31 protein-coding genes and 1 pseudogene are annotated in these 22,069 nt (G+C 45.7%); all 32 read left to right on the forward strand.

Annotation, left to right across the window (positions count from 1 at the left end):
- Positions 1-6: 6 nt before the first annotated feature.
- On the forward strand, positions 7-225 hold the full coding sequence (locus B1A75_RS01430) for a hypothetical protein (protein ID WP_079935605.1): 219 nt from the start codon (positions 7-9) through the stop codon (positions 223-225).
- Positions 226-358: 133 nt separating this feature from the next.
- On the forward strand, positions 359-499 hold the full coding sequence (locus B1A75_RS19720; RefSeq protein WP_176202376.1) for a hypothetical protein: 141 nt from the start codon (positions 359-361) through the stop codon (positions 497-499).
- Positions 500-519: 20 nt separating this feature from the next.
- Positions 520-960, forward strand: a complete 441-nt coding sequence (locus B1A75_RS01435) for a terminase small subunit (RefSeq protein WP_025950450.1) — start codon at positions 520-522, stop codon at positions 958-960.
- Positions 947-2,209 carry a PBSX family phage terminase large subunit gene (locus tag B1A75_RS01440; protein WP_110107640.1) on the forward strand — a complete coding sequence of 421 codons (1,263 nt, stop codon included), beginning with the start codon at positions 947-949 and terminating at the stop codon, positions 2,207-2,209. The genes B1A75_RS01435 and B1A75_RS01440 overlap by 14 nt, the downstream gene beginning before the upstream one ends.
- Positions 2,210-2,221: 12 nt before the next feature.
- Positions 2,222-3,646, forward strand: coding sequence for a phage portal protein (locus tag B1A75_RS01445; RefSeq protein ID WP_025950451.1), 1,425 nt, complete (start codon positions 2,222-2,224; stop codon positions 3,644-3,646).
- Positions 3,639-5,096: a minor capsid protein gene (locus B1A75_RS01450; protein ID WP_025950452.1), complete on the forward strand. Its 1,458-nt coding sequence runs from the start codon at positions 3,639-3,641 to the stop codon at positions 5,094-5,096. Before B1A75_RS01445 ends, B1A75_RS01450 begins: the two co-directional genes overlap by 8 nt.
- Positions 5,093-5,287 (forward strand): LSm family protein, encoded by a 195-nt coding sequence (locus B1A75_RS01455; protein WP_014194728.1) that lies wholly within the window; start codon positions 5,093-5,095, stop codon positions 5,285-5,287. Before B1A75_RS01450 ends, B1A75_RS01455 begins: the two co-directional genes overlap by 4 nt.
- A gap of 131 nt (positions 5,288-5,418) precedes the next feature.
- Positions 5,419-5,976 carry a phage scaffolding protein gene (locus B1A75_RS01460; protein ID WP_079935606.1) on the forward strand — a complete coding sequence of 186 codons (558 nt, stop codon included), beginning with the start codon at positions 5,419-5,421 and terminating at the stop codon, positions 5,974-5,976.
- Positions 5,977-5,996: 20 nt separating this feature from the next.
- Positions 5,997-6,815 carry a N4-gp56 family major capsid protein gene (locus tag B1A75_RS01465; RefSeq protein WP_079935607.1) on the forward strand — a complete coding sequence of 273 codons (819 nt, stop codon included), beginning with the start codon at positions 5,997-5,999 and terminating at the stop codon, positions 6,813-6,815.
- A gap of 13 nt (positions 6,816-6,828) precedes the next feature.
- Positions 6,829-6,975, forward strand: a complete 147-nt coding sequence (locus tag B1A75_RS19725) for a hypothetical protein (protein ID WP_164834629.1) — start codon at positions 6,829-6,831, stop codon at positions 6,973-6,975.
- A gap of 2 nt (positions 6,976-6,977) precedes the next feature.
- Complete coding sequence (locus B1A75_RS01470) at positions 6,978-7,319, forward strand: phage head-tail connector protein (protein ID WP_079935608.1); 342 nt, start codon at positions 6,978-6,980, stop codon at positions 7,317-7,319.
- A 1-nt stretch (position 7,320) separates the two neighbouring features.
- Entirely contained in the window at positions 7,321-7,686 is a 366-nt protein-coding gene (locus tag B1A75_RS01475) for a hypothetical protein (protein ID WP_079935609.1), read from the forward strand.
- The gene (locus B1A75_RS01480) at positions 7,686-8,084 is read left to right on the forward strand and encodes an HK97 gp10 family phage protein (RefSeq protein ID WP_044741945.1); all 399 of its coding nucleotides are present in this window, start codon (positions 7,686-7,688) and stop codon (positions 8,082-8,084) included. The genes B1A75_RS01475 and B1A75_RS01480 overlap by 1 nt, the downstream gene beginning before the upstream one ends.
- A complete protein-coding gene (locus B1A75_RS01485; RefSeq protein ID WP_079935610.1) occupies positions 8,074-8,481 on the forward strand; it encodes a phage tail terminator family protein in 408 nt (135 codons plus the stop codon). The genes B1A75_RS01480 and B1A75_RS01485 overlap by 11 nt, the downstream gene beginning before the upstream one ends.
- Positions 8,465-8,647, forward strand: coding sequence for a hypothetical protein (locus B1A75_RS01490; RefSeq protein ID WP_014194736.1), 183 nt, complete (start codon positions 8,465-8,467; stop codon positions 8,645-8,647). Before B1A75_RS01485 ends, B1A75_RS01490 begins: the two co-directional genes overlap by 17 nt.
- On the forward strand, positions 8,647-9,945 hold the full coding sequence (locus tag B1A75_RS01495; RefSeq protein WP_014194737.1) for a phage tail sheath C-terminal domain-containing protein: 1,299 nt from the start codon (positions 8,647-8,649) through the stop codon (positions 9,943-9,945). Before B1A75_RS01490 ends, B1A75_RS01495 begins: the two co-directional genes overlap by 1 nt.
- Positions 9,946-9,963: 18 nt before the next feature.
- Positions 9,964-10,428, forward strand: coding sequence for a phage tail tube protein (locus tag B1A75_RS01500; RefSeq protein ID WP_014194738.1), 465 nt, complete (start codon positions 9,964-9,966; stop codon positions 10,426-10,428).
- 11 nt (positions 10,429-10,439) lie between these two features.
- Positions 10,440-10,841: a phage tail assembly chaperone gene (locus B1A75_RS01505; RefSeq protein WP_014194739.1), complete on the forward strand. Its 402-nt coding sequence runs from the start codon at positions 10,440-10,442 to the stop codon at positions 10,839-10,841.
- 183 nt (positions 10,842-11,024) lie between these two features.
- A complete protein-coding gene (locus tag B1A75_RS01515; RefSeq protein ID WP_079935611.1) occupies positions 11,025-13,283 on the forward strand; it encodes a tape measure protein in 2,259 nt (752 codons plus the stop codon).
- Positions 13,280-13,954, forward strand: a complete 675-nt coding sequence (locus B1A75_RS01520) for a LysM peptidoglycan-binding domain-containing protein (protein ID WP_033016786.1) — start codon at positions 13,280-13,282, stop codon at positions 13,952-13,954. Before B1A75_RS01515 ends, B1A75_RS01520 begins: the two co-directional genes overlap by 4 nt.
- A 1-nt stretch (position 13,955) precedes the next feature.
- Positions 13,956-14,915: an XkdQ/YqbQ family protein gene (locus B1A75_RS01525; RefSeq protein ID WP_079935612.1), complete on the forward strand. Its 960-nt coding sequence runs from the start codon at positions 13,956-13,958 to the stop codon at positions 14,913-14,915.
- Position 14,916: 1 nt separating this feature from the next.
- Positions 14,917-15,174 (forward strand): DUF2577 domain-containing protein, encoded by a 258-nt coding sequence (locus tag B1A75_RS01530; protein WP_014194743.1) that lies wholly within the window; start codon positions 14,917-14,919, stop codon positions 15,172-15,174.
- Positions 15,174-15,587: a DUF2634 domain-containing protein gene (locus tag B1A75_RS01535; protein ID WP_079935613.1), complete on the forward strand. Its 414-nt coding sequence runs from the start codon at positions 15,174-15,176 to the stop codon at positions 15,585-15,587. Before B1A75_RS01530 ends, B1A75_RS01535 begins: the two co-directional genes overlap by 1 nt.
- Positions 15,580-16,617 carry a baseplate J/gp47 family protein gene (locus tag B1A75_RS01540; RefSeq protein ID WP_079935614.1) on the forward strand — a complete coding sequence of 346 codons (1,038 nt, stop codon included), beginning with the start codon at positions 15,580-15,582 and terminating at the stop codon, positions 16,615-16,617. The genes B1A75_RS01535 and B1A75_RS01540 overlap by 8 nt, the downstream gene beginning before the upstream one ends.
- A 3-nt stretch (positions 16,618-16,620) precedes the next feature.
- Entirely contained in the window at positions 16,621-17,031 is a 411-nt protein-coding gene (locus B1A75_RS01545; protein WP_079935615.1) for a phosphoglucomutase, read from the forward strand.
- Positions 17,032-17,037: 6 nt separating this feature from the next.
- The gene (locus B1A75_RS01550; RefSeq protein WP_079935616.1) at positions 17,038-18,051 is read left to right on the forward strand and encodes a DUF2793 domain-containing protein; all 1,014 of its coding nucleotides are present in this window, start codon (positions 17,038-17,040) and stop codon (positions 18,049-18,051) included.
- A 12-nt stretch (positions 18,052-18,063) separates the two neighbouring features.
- Positions 18,064-18,816 (forward strand): hyaluronate lyase N-terminal domain-containing protein, encoded by a 753-nt coding sequence (locus B1A75_RS19730; RefSeq protein WP_164834630.1) that lies wholly within the window; start codon positions 18,064-18,066, stop codon positions 18,814-18,816.
- 3 nt (positions 18,817-18,819) lie between these two features.
- A complete protein-coding gene (locus B1A75_RS01560) occupies positions 18,820-19,434 on the forward strand; it encodes a YmfQ family protein (RefSeq protein ID WP_079935617.1) in 615 nt (204 codons plus the stop codon).
- Positions 19,435-19,463: 29 nt separating this feature from the next.
- Positions 19,464-21,299 (forward strand): tail fiber protein, encoded by a 1,836-nt coding sequence (locus B1A75_RS20165; RefSeq protein ID WP_254866585.1) that lies wholly within the window; start codon positions 19,464-19,466, stop codon positions 21,297-21,299.
- 24 nt (positions 21,300-21,323) lie between these two features.
- Positions 21,324-21,629 (forward strand): hypothetical protein, encoded by a 306-nt coding sequence (locus B1A75_RS01570; protein ID WP_079935618.1) that lies wholly within the window; start codon positions 21,324-21,326, stop codon positions 21,627-21,629.
- Positions 21,629-21,766, forward strand: a complete 138-nt coding sequence (locus B1A75_RS19735) for a hypothetical protein (protein ID WP_176202377.1) — start codon at positions 21,629-21,631, stop codon at positions 21,764-21,766. The genes B1A75_RS01570 and B1A75_RS19735 overlap by 1 nt, the downstream gene beginning before the upstream one ends.
- Before the next feature lie 132 nt (positions 21,767-21,898).
- Positions 21,899-22,069, forward strand: a pseudogene (locus B1A75_RS19185) (IS5/IS1182 family transposase); the annotation flags it as partial.

Consider the following 22,069-nt stretch of genomic DNA (forward strand, 5'->3'; position numbering starts at 1 on the left):
GGCGAGATGAAAGTCGTATGGAGCAAATCAAATGAAATGTGGACCGGTCAAATCGTATTGTGCCGGAACGGAAAGTATGTCGTTCGATATGAAGGAGTGGCGACTTGTCCGCCGTGGGATCGAGACGGAATCGACGGGCCATATTGGCGCGTGGTCGCTACCTGCGACACAATCGAGGAAGCTAAAAAGGTGGCGGCCGAGCGCGGATGGATGACAGAAAACTGACGGAAAAGTGAAGGAAAAATGATAGAAAGATGACAGAATATTTCTGTTTAGACGTGTTACAATGGTATCAACCAAATCCCCCTTCCATGAGCGTCACCCGATTGGGTGGCGTTTTTCATTTGAGGTGAAAAGCATGTATAAACTGTATGTTGACGATAAAGACAAGAACCCGAAACGGAAGAAAGAGAAAATGACCTGGCGTGACTGGCTCGACATTATGGGCGTCCGACGCGACACGTACAAGCGAGTGCGCGGGGCGATTCGAAGGAAGTGAGGAGGTAGGTGATGATGTAGATGCGGAAGTTGACGCCAAAACAAAAAGCGTTTGCGGATTATTATATCGAATTAGGAAACGCAGAAGAGGCGGCGAGAAAGGCTGGGTATTCCGACGCTACGGCTCGAGGGCACGCGCACAAACTGTTGCAAAATGTTGCGATTAAAGAGTACATCGGTCAACGCTTAGCTGAAAAAGATAAAGCACGCGTCGCTTCGCAGGATGAGGTGCTGGAGTTTTTGACAAAAGTGCTGCGTGGTGAGGTCACGGAAGAAATCCCTGTCGGAAAAGGCGAAGGATTTTTTGAATTGGAAGATAAGACACCAAGCATTCGGGATCGTGTTAAAGCTGCTGAGCTCCTCGGCAAGCGCTTCGCCATGTGGACCGAGCGCCAGCAAATTGACGCCAATTTTGGTGTTCAAATTATCGATGACATCGGTGAGTCCGATGAAGCAGATTAGGCTTTCTGAAGTGTTTACACCAACGTTCCAAAAAGTGTGGGCGCTGGTGAAACAGCAACGTTATTTGCGCTATGTACTGAAAGGTGGTCGGGCCAGCGCCAAATCTACGCATATCGCAATGATGGTGTTATTGCTGGTGATGCGGTATCCGGTGACGGCTCTTGTTGTACGCAGGGTCGGGAACACGCTAGCGGATTCGGTGTTGGAACAGCTGAAAGAAGCGATGGAAATATTGGGTGTCACAGAGTATTTTCAAGTGACGATCAACCCGATGCGGATCACGTATCTGCCGCGAGGAAATCGGATTCTGTTCCGCGGTGCTGATGACCCACAAAAAATCAAATCCATTAAAGCATCGAAATTTCCACTAGCAATTATGTGGATCGAAGAGCTTGCTGAATTTAAGACAGAAGAAGAAGTGTCTGTCATCGAAAAGTCGGTGTTGCGCGGAGAGCTTCCAGATGGGTTGAGATATACGTTTTTTTACAGCTATAACCCGCCAAAACGGAGGCAATCATGGGTGAACCAAAAATACGAAACGCAGTTTCTTCCTGAAAACACGTTCGTTCATCACTCGACGTATTTGGATAATCCGTTTTTGTCGCAGGATTTCATGGAGGAAGCGGAGCACACAAAGCGAACGAATGAAATGAAGTATCGTCATGAATACCTTGGCGAGCCGATCGGGAGTGGTGTGGTACCGTTTGACAACTTGGTGTTTCGGACGATTACGGATGACGAGATGAAGAGCTTTGATAACATCCGCCAGGGCATTGACTGGGGATATGGTGTGGATCCGTTCGCGTTTGTACGCTGGCACTACGATAAAACGAGGAGAACGATTTACGCGATTGACGAAATATATGGTGTAAAGTTATCGAACCGGGAAGCAGCTGAAAAAATCAAAGCGAAAAATTATCATCTTGAACCGATCATTGCCGATAGTGCCGAACCGAAATCGATAGATGAAATGAAGAAAGAGCACGGCATACCACGAATCAAAGGAGCCAAGAAGGGGCCGGGAAGCGTGGAGTACGGGGAGAAATGGCTGGATGACCTAGAGGCGATCGTCATTGACCCAAAGAGAACACCAAACATCGCAAGAGAATTTGAGTCTATTGACTATCAGGTAGATGCAGACGGCAATCCAAAGCCCAAGCTGGAGGATAAAAATAACCATACGATCGATGCCACACGGTATGCGTTTGAAGACGATATGAAACGGCCATCCGTATCAATTTTGAAATAGGGAGGTGATCATGTGCTGATTGAGGACTTATTCAGGGCGCCATGGCATGAGCGGGCGTTGGCGGAGCTTGCGAAAGGGATCATGACAGATGAGCAACTTTTGGCGGCGATCGTCAAAGACTGGGAGACAAGCGAAAAGCGGAATTTGATGTTGCTCGGCGATCGATATTACCGCACGAAGATGGACATTGAAAAGAAAAATCAGGAAATCACGTGGCGTTCCAATCAAAAATTGGCTCATGACTTTGTGAAGAAGCTCGTCAATCAAAAGGTGGGCTATTTGCTTTCAAAGGAGCCGACGATCGCGACAGAAAACGAAGAATACCGCAAAATTATGCAAGATATGTTTGATAAACGGCTGTTAAAGGTGATTAAAAATCTCGGCAAAGAAGCGATCAATAAAGGGATCGCTTTTTTATATGTGTATATTGACGAAAAAGGCGAGTTATCGTTTAAAAAGATTCCAAGCGAGCAGATTATTCCGTTTTGGTCCGATAATGACCATGAAGAAATCGTGTCGTTTATTCGTGTTTATGAAGAGGTCATTTTCATGAATGGCCAAAAGCAAAAACAAAAGAAGGTCGAGTATCATCATCCGAAAGGAATTCGATATTATGTTTGGCAGGCAGATTCGCTTGTCCCAGATGTGTTGGCTGGAGTGGAAACAAACTATCATTTCATGATCGATGGAAAGCCGTATCTGTGGGAGCGCATGCCGTTGATTGCGTTCAAGTACAATGAGGAAGAGCAGCCACTGATCGACTGTATCAAGTCATTGATTGATGACTACAATTTGCAAGCTTCCGTAAATGCGGATCTGTTGGCTGACATCCCGAATTTCATCTATAAGTTAGTAAATTATGGCGGGACGAACTTACAGGAATTTTTAAATGATTTGAACCGATATCGGGCGGTAAAGTTAGATGAAAACGGCGATGTGGATAAGCTCCAAGCCGATCTTCAGACAGACGCGGTGGAAAAAGAGCTTCTTCGGATCCGGAAAGCCATCTATGAATTTGGACGCGGGGTTGATACACAGGATGAGAACCTGGGCAACGCCAGTGGAGTGGCGCTTCGATACCGATATTCGGATTTAGATATGGACTGCAACATCCTTGAAACCGAGTTTCAATCAAGCCTAGAACATTTGATTTGGTTCATCGACCAGTATTTGCTCATGACAGGAAAAGGCGATTTCACGAATGAGCCAATTTCAATTATCTTCAACCGTGACATCATCATTAATGAGTCAGAGGTGATCGCCAACTGCCAGGCGTCGGTTGGTATTCTCGATGACCAGACAATTCGTGAAAATCATCCGTGGTATACGGAGCAAGTCGAGGAACGATTGAAGAAGCAACAGGAACAAGAACAAATGTATAACGGCTACCAGGGCGCGTTCCAGCAACAAAGGAAAGATGGGAACGTAAATGAATAGCCGGCAGTATTGGGAGCAGCGTGCCGCGCAAAGAGAACAGGAAGCGCAGTTGATTGTCGAGAAATATTTAGCGCAGATGCAACAGCGACTGAAAGAAGCGCAACGAGATATTGTGCGACAGATTGAAGCGTTTTACGCAAGGTATGCGAGAGATAACAAGCTTTCATTGTATGAGGCGAAAAAGATTTTAACGTCCCAAGAAATTGAAGAATTTAAGCAAGTCGATTTGGCCCGGTTTCGTGCTATGGCCCTCGCGGGAAATCCGCAATACGAAAATTTGCTCAACGCAGTCAGTTATCGTGTTCGGATTTCGCGATTAGAGTTGCTTTTAGCGCAAATCGAAATGATGATGCTGCACCTCTATGGCGGAAAAAACGGATTGCAGGAGTACACCTATACGGGGTTGGTCGATGTGTACCAAAACTCGTACTACCACTTCATGTATGATTTCGCGATGGCCGGCATCCCTGCAAACGTTCAAATACTTGATGACAGCACCATGCGCGAAGTGATGTCGTACAACTGGAGTGGCAAAGAGTTTTCTGAACGGATTTGGGGCCACGAACAAGAAACCATGCAAAACATTCGAAAGTCGCTCGAACAAAGCTTCATCATCGGCCGGTCCATCGATCGGACGGCCAAAGAAATAGTGAGAGTGACAGACGTTGCATACTCGCGCGCCGAAGCGTTGGTTAGGACGGAAGCGAGCTTCTTTCACAATTTAGCTGCGCACAACAGCTATCGCGATGCGGGGATGGAGAAATACGAGATTTTGGCCACGCTCGATATGCGAACATCAGATATTTGTAGATATCAAGACGGCAAGGTTTATAACGTCAAAGATTATAAGCCAGGCACGAATGCGCCGCCGTTTCATGTGCGCTGCCGAACGACGACGATCCCGCATTTTGATGAGTCGGAGTACACAAACGGCGAAAAACGCCAGTCCATGAATGGATTGGTGGGTTCGGTTCCTTATGAAGAGTGGTATAATGAACATGTATTGAAACCGAAGCTCGAGGCGGAACGTAAAGAAAGAGAGAAGCGCCAAGCGTTAGAAGAACAGATACGAGCCGATATTCGTAATGGTGTTTATAAATTGGAACACAGCCGAAACCATTACGACAAGCATAATCCGTCTCATAAACGCTATCTTGATTATGTAGAGAGAAATAAAGCAAAGGGTAAGCAGAAGCCAAGCTATTTAACGATTTCTTATGAGGAAGCTAATGAGTTAGTGAGAAAATATGCTGGTACTGGTGTACTTCAATTCAGTAGCAAAGGAGAATGGATAAATAAAGAACTCATAAAAGGTGATAAATACATCGGGGTATATGTGGATCAAACAACGGGAGAAGAAGTAAAAACAAAAGACTTTAAAATACATTATAGTAAGACAGGAACTCATATTGTTCCAACTTTAATAAAAGAAAGAGGGATGGAGCATTGAGATTATGGGAATATGTAGGAAAGAAAATAAGAGTTACTCTCAAAGATGGTGAAATATTAGAGGGGATTGTCCAAGATTATACCGACCAAGAAGATACCGATAATGATTATGATAGTCTTGACATGTTTATCGACGGAAAATATATCGGTGTTGGTGAGCCAGAAATTAAGTCAATTCAAATTATAGAATAAGCACCTAACCAAACAAAACGGTTATGTGCTTTTTTATTTTCCCTCGTCTTTTTAGCATTTGTAGACGTTAAAGAACAAAGCGGTTCGTGGCCGTAACCACGTAAAAAAACGTAACCTGGAGGGGAACAAGAATGAAACGTGAATTTCTCGAAAGTTTAGGACTGGAGAAAGAGGTCATTGACAAAATTATGGCTGAGCATGGAAAGTCGGTTGAAGCTCACAAGGCCAAAGTCGATGAGTTGAAAGCCAACCTTGACGATATGAAAAAACAGCTAGAGCAGCGCGACAACGACTTAAAACAGTTGAAAAAGCAAGCCGAGGGAAATGAAGAGCTACAAACGAAGCTTGCGGAATTAGAGAAGCGATATAAAGACGAGAAGGCAGTATATGAGGCAAAAATCAAAGAAACACAACTCAACAGCGCGATTAAACTCGCGATCAATGGAAAAGTGCATGACGCCGATTTGGTTGCGTCGCTTCTTGACAAGGACGCTATTGAATTAGACGAAAACGGAAACATCACGAAAGGACTGGATGAGCAGTTAAAGACGCTGCAAGAAACCAAGTCCTTTTTATTTGTGCCTGAAAACAACCATCAACCGAAAATTACGGGGATCAAACCAGCTGAAGGCAATCCGACTGGCGGGGATCCAGAGGATCCGTTTTTAGCTGGATTTAATTCTATTTAATGTGTAGGAGGTAATGAACAATGCCAATTAACTATGCGGAGAAGTATGCGCCATATGTCGACGAGCGTTTCAAAAAACAATCTCTTTCGGGTGGAGCTGTAAATCAAGATTTGGAGTGGGTTGGGGTCGAAACGGTCAAGGTATTCTCGATCCCAACAGCACCGATGCAAGATTATACGCCGTCAGGAAACAATCGTTATGGCACACCGGTCGAACTGGAGAACAGTGTGCAAGAAATGAAAGTAACACGCGATCGGTCCTTTACGTTTACGATCGATAATAAATCGAAACAAGATACCATGGGTGTCATGGAGGCCGGCAAAGCGCTTGCCCGTCAGATTGACGAAGTGGTTGTGCCGGAGGTGGACATCTATCGTTTTGCAGTCATTTGCGCCAATGCGGGCACGACGGTGACGGCGCCGATTACAAAGGATAATGCGTATGAGGCGTTTTTGGATGCGACAACGACACTTACAGACTTGAAAGTGCCATTGGTTGGTCGCGTAGCGTATATTGGCGCGAATTTTTATAAACAAATTCGCTTAGACCCGTCTTTCATTAAAGCGTCTGATATCGCACAGGATGCACTAATGAAAGGGCAAGTGGGTCTCATTGACGGGATTCCATTGATTACGGTGCCGTCTTCTTACTTGCCAGCCAACGTCGAGTTCTTCATTACGCATCCGATGGCGACAGTGGCACCAATTAAATTGACTGACTATGTCACGCATGAAAATCCGCCAGGCATTAACGGTACATTGGTGGAAGGACGTATTCGTTACGATGCGTTCGTATTCGAGAACAAAAAGAACGCCATTTACGTGCACAAAAACGCGTAAGGGGTGACGGGACATGAAGAAATTTAAAAAAGGCGACGTTGTTTTGGTCGCGCACAACGATGTACAAGAGGCCGCCTTTAAAAAGGCTGGATACGAAGAAGTGGTGGAGGAAGAGGCGAAAAAAGGGGCAAAAAAGGCATCAGAAAAGGCAGCTGAATAGTGATGACCGTTCTTGAGATTGTGAAAGCCCAATTGGACACCTCTCTGTCTGACGATCGCCTGGAGATGTACATCGATGAAGTTGGCCAGGCGATCAAGACGTTTTGTAATCGGGAGGACGTTCCAGATGAGTTGCGGTATGTCCACGCGAACATGGTTGTGGATTTGGTTCGTTTGAGGCAAAAAAACACTCCTGATGCCGAACCGGCTGTCCAGTCCATCAAAGAAGGGGACGTGCAAATCACGTTCACGACCCACGAAAAGAGCCAAGGCGAAACAGAAGTAGAGAGTGTTGTTCATTCATACAAGAATGTGTTATATAAGTTTCGCAAAATGAGGTGGTAGCATGCGGTCCCGTGACATCTTTCTCAAAGCCAAATCCGCGGTCGAACGGCTGTATGACCGAACAGCTACCATTCAGCGGTACGAACCATATCAGAAGCCAAATGGCGCCGACGGAATGCAGTGGGCGACAAAGCACGAAAACGTGCCTTGTCGCCTTTCAACTGTTGGCATGCAGACGCTCAATAACGCATCGCAAGGCGAAGCCAACATCATTCAGTATGATGTCAAAGTCTTGTTATCCGGCGACGTTGACGTACGCGCCGGCGATATATTTATCATCGATGGCGTTCGATATGAGTCGGCCAAAGAACCGTTTGTGTATGTTACCCACCAGGAGGTGTTGCTCATCAGAAAGGGGTATGCATAATGGGCTATGAGTTTAGTGAAGTTCGAGTGCTAAAACAGCAGTTGGTGGAGCTGAATAAAATCGCTCATCAAGTGCAAATGAGAGTGGCCGGACGCATCGCACAGCTAGCCATTCGAAAGGTGAAAAAACTAACGCCCGTTGATACCGGAAACTTGCGAAACAACTGGAAGTATTATGTGATGAGCAAGGGTGATACGATATATATTCACATTTACAACCAGGCAGAATATGCATCGTTTGTGGAAAACGGACATCGTATCGTGGTGGCTGGACAGACCGTCGGGTGGGTAGAAGGACGGTTTATGTTGAAGCTAACGATGGATGACATGCGCCGAATCGCCCCGAACATGTGGCAACGGGAGATCGAAAAGGAGATGAGGCGGATCTTTGGAGATTAAAACACTCATTATTCAGCAAATTAAACAGGTGTTTGGCGACATCAAAGTATACGATGAAAAAGTCAAGCAGGGGCTTCAAACTCCTGCTTTTCTTGTGCGTATCATTCGATCTGGCCAAGAAAGAAAAGTCAAAGGTCAAGTGCAACGGTCGTATTCGTTCAATGTAGTGTACTTTCCTCAATCTACAGAAGTAGATACAGAATGCGATGACGTGTTTGAAACGTTTCAAAACGAATTTCAATACATCGCGAATCGCTACCATGTCAATCGTGTCGAAGGGACGAAAACCGATAACGTGCTGGTGATCACGTTCGATGTGAGCGTTTGGCTTCAAGAGAAGGCGGACGAAACAAAGATGCAGACGCTAGGAGGGGTGGAAATTGGCGCGGCAAACTGAAAAAAGCACGGCAGAAGTGCGATATGGGAAATCAGCATTTTTGGGCGCGACCGAATATGCGAAAGATCGATTGCTGCTTGAAGTGCTGCTTGATGAGTCGAGAACGTACACGAAAGAAGAAGTAGACACGCTCTTGAGTGAATGGAAAGCGAAGGAGGTTCAATAATGGCAGGAGGTACATGGAAGACGCAAAACAAAATTCGTCCTGGCGCGTATATCAATTTTGAAACGAACAGCCTGAACACAACGACGCCGGACTCCAATACGGTTGTGGCCATTCCCATCAAATTAGATTGGGGCGAAGCGAGAAAGTTCGTAAAGGTCACGCCGAACACCAAATTTAAAGAAGTGTTAGGGAAGAATTTGAACGAAATCGTTCCACTCCGTGAAGCGTTCAAGGCAACCAGTCAAGTACTGATTTTTAACTTGAATAGTGGGGGGAATAAAGCCGCGGCAACGGGTGGAGGATTGACAGCGACCGCCAAGCACGCCGGCTCTGATGGCAACAAACTATCGGTAGTAGTGACGGCGAATTTAGACGGCACGGCGACGGTGAAAACATATTTTGACGGGGATATCGTTGACACACAAACGGTAGCTACCATCGCCGACTTACAACCAAATCCGTTTGTGACGTTTAGCGGTCAGTTGCCCACATCCGATATCACATTGACACTGTCTGGCGGAACCACAGGGATTGCAACCAATGATGCCTATGCGGAATTTGCGGCAGGTCTTGATACCCAAGATTTCAAGGTGGTCGCGGTTGGTACGGACGATCCAACAGTGAAAGCGCTGCTGGCGCTCAAAGTAAAAGAATGGCGCGAGAATTACGGAAAAAACGTGACGCTCGTTACGAACAGCTACAATGCTGCTGACCATGAAGGTGTGGTGTCTGTTCTCAATGGTGTCACGCTTGAGGGAAACGAGCAGCTATCGGCAAAAGATGCGTTGTATTGGTACGCGGCAGCGTATGCAAGTGCGGGAACGAATTCATTGACCTATGCCGAGTATCCGGGAGCAATCGACTGCGAGCGCAAAACTCATGAGGAAATCGAGCAAGCGTTGAAAGATGGCCATATCGTCTATACATTCAATCGGGACTCGGTAGTGGTGGAACAAGACATCAATACGTTCCGTTCCTTCACACCGACCAAAAATCAAGATTTTCGCAAAAATAAAATCATTCGCGAAATGGATATCGTCTCGGATAATACGCAGTATATCTACTCCAAGTATTTCGTTGGAAAAGTAAACAACAATGAGGACGGTCGAAACTTGTTCAAAAAAGAGATGATGAAGACAGTGTTGGATCCTCTTGTGCGGGTTGGCGCTTTGGAGCCATATAATCCGGATGAAATCGTGGTTGAACAAGGTGATGAAAAGGATGCCGTGTTGGTGAAGATGGGGCTCAAATTCGTGGATGCAATGGAAAAGCTCTACATGACGATTGCATGCAAGTAATCAACGGAGGTGATCGATATGCCGCGTGTAATGGAATCGAAAGACGCCATTTCTTCGAAAGAAGGGACGCTATATATTACGATTGACGGGAAGTCATATGAGTTTGCAGAGATTGTAAAGTTTGACGCGACCATTGAGTATATCAAGGCTGACGTCAAACGTGTCGGTGCACGTATGAACGGCAGCAAAATCGTTGGAGCAAACGGAAAAGGAAATATGACGTATTACTACCACCGCCCAGAAATTCGTGCCATGGCATTGGAATATTTGCGGACAGGAAAAGCGCCAATGTTCGATGCGATGTTGGTAAATGCAGATATTACGAGCGCAGCCGGCAAGCAAACCGCGATCATTAAAAATATTGTGCCAGACAGCACACTCATTGCCAAGTTGGACGGAGATTCAGATGATGTGTTGAAAGACGAAGTGTCATTCACATTTGATGACTTCGATTTGCTAGACCAATTCAAAACCATTAATTAAGGAGGGCCTATATGAGCAAGTTTAAGGCGTTTTTAAAGGGGAATGCCAAACCATACGAAAATGTAGAGCTGAAACTCGATCGTTTTGACGAACCACTTGTTTTGCGCCCGTTGACTGCGGGTGAAGCTGATGCCATCAACGAGCGTTGTTTCAAATTTCGCCCAGGTAAAGGCGGCAAAATGGAGCGCGTTTTTGATGTGGTGAGATACAATCGTGAAATTTGCGTGGCGTCGATTGTGTACCCAGATTTAAATGACCGCGAGCTACAAGAATCCTATGGTGTGCTAGGTGCGGACAAGCTATTTGCTGAAATGTTTCTTTTAGGAGAAGCAAACCAAATTCTTGAGAAGGTAACGGAAATTTCAGGATTAGATAAAACGATGGACGAAGAGGTCGAAGAAGCAAAAAACTAATTGAGGAAGGTGGAGAGGCGTTCTATGCGCATGTCGCTCTCCACCGTTTTCATTGGCGACCGCGGGAGTTTTTAGAAATGGATCGAAAAGAAAAAGCGTTTGTCATTGCGAGCATTCAAATCGAGTTGAAGAAAGAGAAGGAAGAGCACGATCGAATAAAACAAAAGGTGAGGGGGTGAGCGAATGGCTGGAGTGCAAACAACGTTAGCGTTAAACGACAAATTGACAGGACCTCTGATGAAAATGATTCGTGCGATGGATGCAACCATTCGCGTCATGGAAAAGATGGATGCGAGCGCGACTCAATTAGATACGAAAGGATTAGCGAAAGCGCGAAAAGCGATTACAAACGCATCGGCCGATTTAGAACGTCTAGTTTTGGCGTCTAAACAATCGGCCGATGCTTTAACCCCGCTTCAGTCCAAATTTTCCAGCTTGCCTCCCCCTATTCATCAAGCAACTAGCGCCGTCAGAGGATTCTTTAGTGCTTTTGCTGGTTCGGCGGCAGCTTATATGGCATTGGAGGCGATCAAACAAGGAGCGAAAACATTTGTAGAAGCGTCGGATACGTATGTTTCTACATCAGCCCGTTTAGCGAATATCAATGACGGATTGCAAACACAAGCGCAACTTCAAGAGAAGATTTATCGAGCGGCGCAGAAAAGTCGAAGCGGCTATATCGATATGGCCAACTCCGTTTCAAAACTTGGGCTACTGGCAGAGGATGCGTTCAAAAATAATGATGAAATCATCCGATTCTCTGAATTGATGGGCAAAGCGTTTACGGTGTCGGGTGCGTCCACTTTTGAACGGCAAGCCGGTATGTATCAGCTCACGCAAGCGATGGCGGCTGGAAAACTGCAAGGTGATGAATTCCGTTCCATCATGGAAAATGCGCCGTTGCTCGCCCAAGCAATTGCGGATTTCACTGGAAAAACAAAGGGACAACTCAAGGAAATGTCAGCCGAAGGAACGATTACGGCGGATATTATCAAAAATGCCCTGTTTAAGGCTGCGGATGAGATCGAGAAAAAATTTAAAAACATGCCTTTAACCTTCTCCGATGCGATGACCATGTTCAAAAACTGGGCGTTCCGCGCATTTGAACCGTTGCTGATTCGGTTTAACCAGTTCGTGAACTCTGATGCGTTCGCTACGATGGCGGAACATGCGATGTTTTTTGTCAACGTGTTTATTAAAGGCATGGATCTTGCTTTTGATGCGCTGGAGTTTTTCTATCGAATGGTTGGTGCCGTTGGACGGTTTTTTGAAGAAAATTGGGCGTGGATTGCACCGATTTTAGTAGTCATCGGGTCACTCTTGACCGGAATTGGTCTCATTTTACTCGGCCTTGCAGCGAAATGGTTGATAGTGCGAACAGCTACCCTCATGGCAGCAGCCGCAAAATGGGTATACGATGCAGCTATGCTTAGCTCCCCAGCCACGTGGGTATTACTGACGATCATTGCTTTAATCGGATTCGTTGCTTATGCCACGGTAAGATGGGGAGAACAAACAGCTGCGGTGATTGGATTTATTACAGGGTTGTTTGCGGCGTTGGGGGCTTATATTTGGAACAGTGTGGCCAACCTATGGAATCTGTTTGCAACGTTTGCTGAGTTCCTGGCCAACGTGTTTATCGATCCGACATACGCCGTTAAAAAGTTGTTCTACGATTTAGCCAAAATGGTGATCGACAACATGGCGGCGCTCGCCGGGTCTTTTGATCGTGCGGCCAATGCGTTGGCTCGTGCTTTTGTAGCTGGCGCAAATATTGCGATTGGAGCCATTAACGGTCTGATTAAAGCTCTGAACATGATACCAGGCGTGAACATCGGAACGATCGGCAAACTGAGTGCCGGATCGGTAAGCAACATCTCCGGTGGATTGAAAAGCTGGGCAGCAAATCTTCAAGCGCCGACAAGCAGCAAAAATGTGGTTAGTATTCCACGGATGAATTTGCTCAGCCTTCCCAAAGCGTTTGACGCGGGGAATAAAGCCGGTATCAACTTCAGCAAAAACGTATCAGATAAGCTGGCAGGAGTGTGGGATAAAGCGAAAAGCCTAATTCCGAATGGGAAAACAGGCAATCCGTTCAAATCCTTTCCGTCCCAAGCGCTTGGTAATCAAATCGCCAACAGCCCTGGCATGAAGAATCCCATTGGAAATGATAAAGGCAAAAACCCGACCGGCGGCAAACTGGATAAGGTCGGAAAGGTTGGGAAGATTGATGATGAGGTGAATATTGCTGAGGAAGATTTAGAAGTGTTCAAAGAGTTGGCGACAATCAAGTCGATTCAGAACTTCATCACACTGACACCGACTGTCCAAGTTCAAACCGGCGATATTCGCAGCGAAGTCGACATTAACAAGTTGATCCGACGTATTGAACAGCTCATGTCAAATGAAATCGCACGGTCGGCGGAAGGGGCGTACTCATGACGGAAAGAGCCATATATTTTGTCGTGAATGACCGGGAATTCTTCCGTCTCCCGGTTAACCCCGAAAAGGTGAATGTGAAGGAAGAAGGGGACGGAGAAGAATTTACGATTGCCTCGTTAGGGAAAGTGAATGTCCCGAAGCCAGCAAAGCTGAAAAGTTTTACTCTGGAGTCCTACTTCCCAGCACAACCGACGCACTATTCAGCGACGGTCTTTAAAAAGCCGAAGGATTATATTCGTTTGTTGGAAAAGTGGCTGAATCACAAACAGCCCGTTCGATATATTTATGTCAATGGGCCGTTTACGATTAATGAATTGGTGACCATTGAGCGTTTTGAATACGACGAGTCTTTTGGTAGCGAGGACGTCAACTTTTCTCTTGAGTTAAAAAAATATGTACCATTCGGCCCAAAAAAAATGAAAATCGCCAAGGCAAAAAACGGAACGAAACAAATCGTGAAGAAGAATACCCCCACTCGGCAAAATACGAAGCCGAAACCAACAACCTATACGCTTAAAAGAGGGGATAGCTTGTGGAAGGTGGCGCAGTATTACACGGGCAGTGGTCATAGATATCGTGAATTGCAGAAATTGAACGGTATCAAGGACAGTCAATTGCGCCGATTGCCTATCGGCTTAGTGCTAAAGATCCCGCCAGACTGGGTGAAATGAAATGGAAGTGTTCATCGATAATCGAGACGGAACCATATGGGACATGCCCGTGGCCAGCTTAAAATGGACAACCAGCCGGATCGGGAAAGCCGGCACCTTGGAAGCAAAGTTGGTGATAGAGGATCCGCGTAAGTTTTCCATCAATAGTGGAGCCATGATTCGTGTCACCGACGGATCATACAAGATTTTCTACGGCTATGTGTTTGAAACAGGATTCAATGCGGATAGTGATTTTAGTGTTAAGGCGTATGATCAGCTTCGATATTTGATGTACAACGACACCTTTGTCTTTTCTTCAACAACGGCCACGGCCGGCATTAGGAAAATTGCAACCGATGCAGGATTGAAAATTGGAACGTTTGAAGAAACGGGATACAAAGTGCCAGCGATGGTCGAAGACAACAAAAAAGCGCTCGATGTGGTGGCAAAGTTTTTAGATTCAACGTTGATTGCAACGAACAGGAACTATGTACTGTTCGATCATTTTGGGAAACTGGAACTGCGAAATATCAATAACATGGCCATTCGAGCAGACGACTTCTACATTGGGGAAGAGAGTCTGCTTTTTGATTTCGACTATAAAAAGTCAATCGACGAGGAAACGTACAATCGTATCAAGATCGTGCAAGACAACAAAAAAACAGGAAAACGCGAGGTCTATATTGCCCAAGACAGCGCGAACATTGCTAAATGGGGACGATTGCAAGAATTTCGCAAAGTCGATGAAAGGATGACGGCCGCGCAAATTAAAGACTTGTTGGACAAGTTAATTACGTTGCGTAACCGTGAAACGAAATCATTGAAACTCACCTGCCTCGGCCATTGGAAAGTGCGCGCTGGTTGTTTTGTGTTTGTGTACATCGAAAAGATCGGCATCAAGCAATATTTTCTCGTTGACGAATGCACGCACAACTGGGAAGGTGGCGTGCACACGATGCAATTAGATTTGAAGGTGATTTGAGATGAGCTTGATAGATTTAATTAAAACAGTTGCTGTGAAAGCTGTGGAAGCGACTAATCCAGTTAATGTGTTGTTTGGCACGGTTGTATCCGAAAGCCCTCTTGCGATTCAAATACATCAGCGATTGAAACTGACGGAAGAATTTTTGGTTGTTACGGAGCAGGCGGAACAAGCAAATCTAAAAGGCGGCGATAAAGTAATCCTGCTTCGCGTTCAAGGAGGCCAGCAATTTGTGGTTTTAGATAAGGTGGTGAAGTGATGGCAGTATTACCTTCTGAAGATATTTTGATGGATGATACAGATATCGTCGATACTTCCGTCTTTCCTGCCAAAACGTATCGTCTCGACTTTGAGAGAGGCCGGTGCATCGGAATGATTGACGGGTTGGAAGCTATCAAGCAATCGATTTTCAAAATGTTGAGCACCGAACGATTCAAGCATTTAATTTATAGCGATGATTACGGCTTTGAAAATCTAAGTGGCAAAGAAAGATTGTTTGTCCAAGCAGAATTGCCTCGGAGAATCGAAGAAGCGGTGCTTCAAGACGCGCGCATCCTAGCAGTCGAAGACATCAGCATTCAGTTCCAGGCGGATTCAGCTATCGCCACGTTTGTTTGCCAAACTGTCTATGGAAAGATAGAGGCGTCCAAAGAGGTGAGCGGTATTGTTTGAGGACCAAACGTTTGAGGCAATTTTGCAGAGGATGCTTGATCGAGTTCCTGACGATGTTGATAAACAAGAAGGTTCTGTCATCTATGATGCGTTAGCACCGGCTGCGATGGAATTGGCGCAGATGTATGCAGAACTGGACGTTGTTTTGCGTCTTGCGTTCGGAGAAACCTCGACGGGTGAATATTTGGATCGACGTGCAGCGGACTTTGGTGTGTATAGAAAACAAGCGACGCCGGCCATTCGAAAAGGAGTGTTCACGGATGAGGAGGGCGTGCCATTTGACGTTCCGATCGGAAGCCGGTTCCGACTTAATGACATGGTCTATGTAGCTATCGGAAAAATTGCCAACGGTCAGTTCCGTATGCAAGCAGAAACATTAGGAAGCGCGGGCAATCAAGAGTTTGGGAGTCTGCTTCCGATCGAACCGATTGACGGACTAGGAACAGCGATACTAGCAGATGTCCTCGTTCCGGGTGAGGATGAAGAAAGTGATGACTCCCTTCGAAAACGTTTTTTGCAGAAGGTACGGGAGCCCGGAACGAGTGGAAATGCGGCGGATTATAAGCGATGGGCGACAGAAGTGGCTGGAGTGGGTTCGGCAAGAGTGACTCCTCTTTGGAACGGCCCTGGCACTGTCAAAATTACTATCGTCAACACAGACATGCAGCCAGCGACCACTGAATTGGTTGCTCAAGTGCAGGAGTATATCGAACAAGTGCGGCCCATTGGCGCGGCTGTAACGGTTACTTCGGCGACGGGCAAACCGATCAGCGTTTCGGCAAACGTCATTTTGGCATCGGGATATACACTGCAAAATGTACAAGATGCATTTGCAGCGTCGCTCGATGAATATTTGAAAGAGATTGCTTTCTCTATGACTTATGTGAGCTACGCGAAAATCGGGACACTTTTGCTAAGCACGCCCGGTGTGATTGATTACAGTGAATTGACTGTGAACGGAAGCACGGCGAATGTTGCGTTGCAAGATGATGAGGTGCCAATTCTCGGAACGGTTGCGCTGGGGGTGTAGGAATTGGCGTATCCTCAACAGATTGATCGGTTTTCAACGAAGTTAAATAAAAAGCTGGACGGCAACCGGTATGTTATTGAGGAAGAAGTCATCCCGATCAATGGCGTCTACGAAGGCGAATTGAAGCATGACAACGTGGTGAAAGATACAATCCGTGTGTATACGGGATCAAAAATGACAGGGAATCGCATCGACCAATTCGTTCTGTCGGTTCCGTTGGAACGCCCATGGCGCATGTCGATTAAAATTTTTGCGGATGTTCCGAAACTGTATGTTTCATACGAGACGCCCGGCGATACGGTCGAAGCTGATGACCTGAATGTTTTGCAGGATGCGATCACAGCCACACAAACGGAATTGGAGCGATACAAAGCCGATGGGGTAATTGATGGAGGAACATTTGTAAGGGGGTAAAAGAATATGCCACAAACCATACGTATTAAAAGAGGGACAAAGGCACAACTGGATGCATATGGTCCATTGCAACAAGGAGAAATGGGGTTTTGCACAGATACAAAAGAAGTGTATATCGGAGACGGGACGCAAAACACATTTGTCGGCCGTGCCATGTCTGGGACTCTGGCGAATCGCCCGAATGCTTCAGCAGCTGGGCGATTTTATTATGCGACGGATGATGGCTATCTTTATTTAGACTTAGGAACCGTATGGCAACGAATCAGCGTGAAAAACCTCACCGACTTGAACGGAACTGTTGACGACATTGCCGATGGGACGAACTATGCAAAAGTGAAAAAGACTGACGTGACAAACGGTAGTGTCAATAAGGTTTCGGATGGCACAAAGACGGCCACGGCTTCCCAAATTCGAGACCATATCGACAATGCGGCCCTCCATCGCCAAATCAACGATTCGGGAACCGGTCCGACAGATTTGTGGAGCGCACAAAAAATTAGGAATGAGATTGAACTTGCGAAGCGCAATATTGAGCCGCAAGCGAGCGTGAAAAACCGCACCACTACAACACCGCCAACTACACCGACAGTCGGTGACCGATACATTATCCCGTCCGGCGCAACCGGTGCATGGTCGGGTCAAACCAACAAAATTGCAGAATGGAATGGCTCCGCGTGGGATTTATACACCCCACAAACAGGCTGGACATGCTATGTCGATGATGAGCAAAAGATTTATAGCTGGAACGGGACGGCTTGGGTGCGCACGGGCGGAGCGTTGCAGACGATCACAGCCGGAAACGGTTTGACGGGTGGTGGTCAGGCCGATACGGTCACTCTGCATGTCGGCGCGGGAAACGGAATCAATGTCTTGGCGGACACGGTGGAAGTGAAGGTGTATAGGGGTATTACGGTGGATGCAAATGGAGTAGCTGTGAATATCGATGGGAGCAGTATTGTCTATGATTCAGTGAACGGAAACCGGCTTATGGTGGCTGTCATCGACGGTGGAACGTTCTAGGAGTGGTGAATAATGCCAAGACAAGTATTGATTAAGATAAGGAGAGGAACAGAAGCCCAACTTCCTGTACTGGATGTCGGTGAACTAGGTTTTTGTACAGACACAAACAAGTTGTATATCGGTACACCGAACGGAAATCAGCTTCTTGTGGCAGCTCAGTCTGTCGGTGACATGTTGAAAAGCATCTATGATACAGATTACGACGGGAAGGTAGACGCGGCAGAAACGGCGGATAGCGTGCCGTGGACAGGAGTGACAGGGAAGCCGAGTACATTTACTCCCAGCAGTCATAAGTCAACGCATGCGCAGGGAGGTTCCGATCCGTTATCTCCTTCTGACATTGGTGCTGTAAATAAAACTGGGGATTCGATGACGGGTCCATTAACCGTTCCATCTTTGATAGCAAAAATCTCGATCCCGTCGTCCTCACCACCATCAGCTTGGCCTAATGGGTTCGTTGCCGGTATCGTCTACAACAACGGCTATCCTGTCCCTTATGGAACGATCTTCTCTTATAAAGGGACAAGCGAAGCATCATGCGTCCAACTTTTGCAATCGTGGCCGGGAAATGATGGAGGGGAGGCCTATTTATACGTCCGTTCAGCAAGGGATGTTACGGATATGTTCGGTGCGTGGCGGAAGATATGGGGAGAAAACAATGACGGTGCTGGAAGCGGACTTGACGCGGATTTGCTGGACGGAAAGCACGCAACGGATTTTATGCCCAAAGGCCCGATCACTTGGAATCAACTGAAAGGGGTGTGATGGATGTACGGTCAAACGTTATACGGCGCGACTCTCTTTGGCACAGATCAGCAAGAACATTCATCACCAGCCACATCGGTTGATTTGTTTCAATATCTTCCTAATTACTATCGAGGTATTCGGGAGTTTGAAGAGATAATGAACGCAGAAGGAGAAGAGCTTGGAAAGCTCTGGTCAGAGATCGATAATCTTCCCAACCAATTTTCTGCCACAACAGCTACATGGGGCCTGTCTCTTTGGGAATCAGAACTTGGGTTGGCAGTGGATCCGACCAAACCGACGGAGTGGCGAAGGGAACGAATCAAGGCGAAACTTCGTGGCGCCGGAACCACGACAAAGCAGATGATTCAGAACGCCGCGGCTGCATTCAGTGGCGGCGAAGTAGATGTCATCGAGTATCCATCCGAGTATCGATTTGAGGTGAAATTCATCGGCGTAAAAGGCATTCCGCCAAACATGGCATGGTTCATCGAAATGCTAGAACAAATTAAGCCTGCGCATTTGGCGTACAGCTTCAAATACACATACACGGTGTGGGATACAGTTAAATCTCTTACATGGGCTCAAGTAAGCACAAAAACGTGGAATGAACTCAAAGTATACGATGAAGGAGCGTGAGAAAGGTGCAGTATACAGGGAACTTGGGATTGAAGAAACCAGAAGGCACAGACGTTGTTAACATCGATGACCTGAATCAAAACTTTGATATTTTGGACGTGGAAGTGACCAAGCTGGCTACAGCATCTCAAGCAGGGAGAATGTCTGCGGCTGATAAAGTCAAGTTGGATGGTATCGAGTCGGGTGCTCAGCGTAACGCGGTTACGAGTGTCAACAACAAAACTGGTGCTGTCACGCTAACTGCTTCCGATGTCGGTGCAAGCCCAACGGGGCATACACATGCATTTACGGAAATCACAAGTAAACCTACTACCCTAGCAGGCTATGGTATTACTGACGCGATCCCGGCCAGCCAAAAAGGCGCGGTAAACGGTGTCGCTTCACTTGACGGGAGCGCAAAAGTACCAACGTCTCAACTACCGAGTGCAAGCACCACACAAGCCGGTATCGTTCAACTCAACGATACGTTGACAAGCACAAGCACAACACAAGCGGCGACGGCAAATGCGGTGAAACAAGTGAATGATGCAGTTGTTGCGCATTCGGCTGAAAATGCGACAGGAGCGCATAAAGCAAAGAATATCGCAGTAGAAGATGTAAACAATCGCTTTACGGCAACCGATGTTGAAGGTGTTCTAAATGAACTTTTTACATTTGCCAATGACGGCAAAACAAGTATCGCCTCCGTCATTGGAAGTCCTGCGACAAGTGGCGATACGTTTGCAACATTAGCAAATCATATTCAAAATGCTAAGAACACAATGGCGACCAATTTAACAAATAAAGGTACGTCCGCGAATGGAACTGAAACATTACAATCCCTAGCCAATAAAATTGCGAATGTTGTAACGGGTAAATACAACGTAGGAGATGTATTAGCAACAAACGCTGTAGAAGGACCTGTTTACAAAAAGGTCTTATATAATGGAGATGTTAAAGGTTGGACTATTGACGATAGCCAAAATATTTATTTTTGGGTTAATAATACAACTGTTATTAAAATGAACACTAGCGGTACGATTTTATGGCAAGTAAATTTAAGCAGTTATTTTAGCAATATACAATGTATTGCCGTTGTAAAAAGTGGTAGTTATGTATTCGTCGGTGGAGCGGAAACAGGAAACACAGATTACGGTAGAATTATTGCTTTGAATGCGTCAAACGGTAGTGTTGTTAATGGTTTAGTTGATAGGTCATATAATCACGTTGGTTTTATATACGTTTCGGATAATGGTGGGGCTATTGTATATGGATGGACTCAACCATACACATATCAATATTCGCCAAATGTAATAATAGCCGACTTGAGTGGTACGACTTTGGGTACAAAATACGGTTTCGGTGCTAACTATTTTCCCAATAACAATAGGGCAATAGTGTTCACTTCAGATAGTACCGTTCTATATATTGCGACAGGTGTTCAAGTATATCGTTTCTATAAAAGCGGTGGTTCGTGGAATTATGGAGTTGGAATAAATGTAGGTTACACCTCAAATTCTCTTTTTAATCCGGGCAGTCAAACTTGTTTTGTTTTCAACAATACACTTAACGGAAGTGGAGATTTACCGGGATATTCAGTAGACTTTTCAACTTCACGATTATTTAATATTACAGCATATCTTTCGTCCACTACTTATGCCAATCAATATGTCCATTATTTTCGATATGGAACATATCAATTTTCATTACAAGATTATATAGTGTTAAATACAGGTGGCACATACCATGTTCACAAAGGCTCTGGAACTTATTATCACAGACAACAAGGTAATAGTAATTGGAATTTAGTTCCGTTGGTTGTATATAACCAATCATCAACTTGGGAGTTTAGGTTCCATGGTCAAGGCTATAAAATTTTATCTTAAAACAGTATTTAGGAGGTATGAACGATGTATATTCTCACACGAGAAGGAGATGCACAAGAAAAAGCGTTAGTGTTAGCGGCTTATCATAAGGATACACCTTTACCACCGGGTCACCAGTTTATTGAATTTGAAAATTATGAACAGCCACCAATTCCTGAAACTCGATTCGGAAAAGAGCCAGTTTTATATGCTAATTTAGTGACTAAAGAATTATTTTATGAATACATTGACAGATCGCTAACACAGGATGAGGAATTACAACAATTAAAAGAAAGACAAGCGTTAATGCAACAAGCATTAGACGATCTTCTTTTGGGAGGTATGCAATAATGGCAGCATATTTAGCTCAACGAATCATTGACGGAGCATACACTTATGATTATGTTATTTCTAAGCGTCCAGATCTCAAAGAAGGGATTGACGCTTATTTAATTTCTAAAGGTAGAGAAGATTTAATAACGCAGTAGGACGATGCTGCGACATAAATAAACGCCGATGAAGGCGTATTTTTTATGCCTTTTTAGAAGGCCGGTGAAAAAGTACACTCTAAGGCAGGGATTTAGGGGGCTTATGTCGAAAAAGGAAGAAAAATCGTTGGAATGGAGCGTGAATGGATCATGAAAGCCCCCAAAAACCCTTCGACTCAGCCTCGGCTGTTTCAAGTCATCGACATGGAGGACCTGATTCCCCCACATCATATCCTGCGCCAAATCAACGAAGCGGTTGACTTTTCCGTCATTCACGATTGGGTGGCTCCCCTGTACACGGAA

It is taken from the genome of Geobacillus sp. LEMMY01 (assembly GCF_002042905.1).
Classification (GTDB): domain Bacteria; phylum Bacillota; class Bacilli; order Bacillales; family Anoxybacillaceae; genus Geobacillus; species Geobacillus proteiniphilus.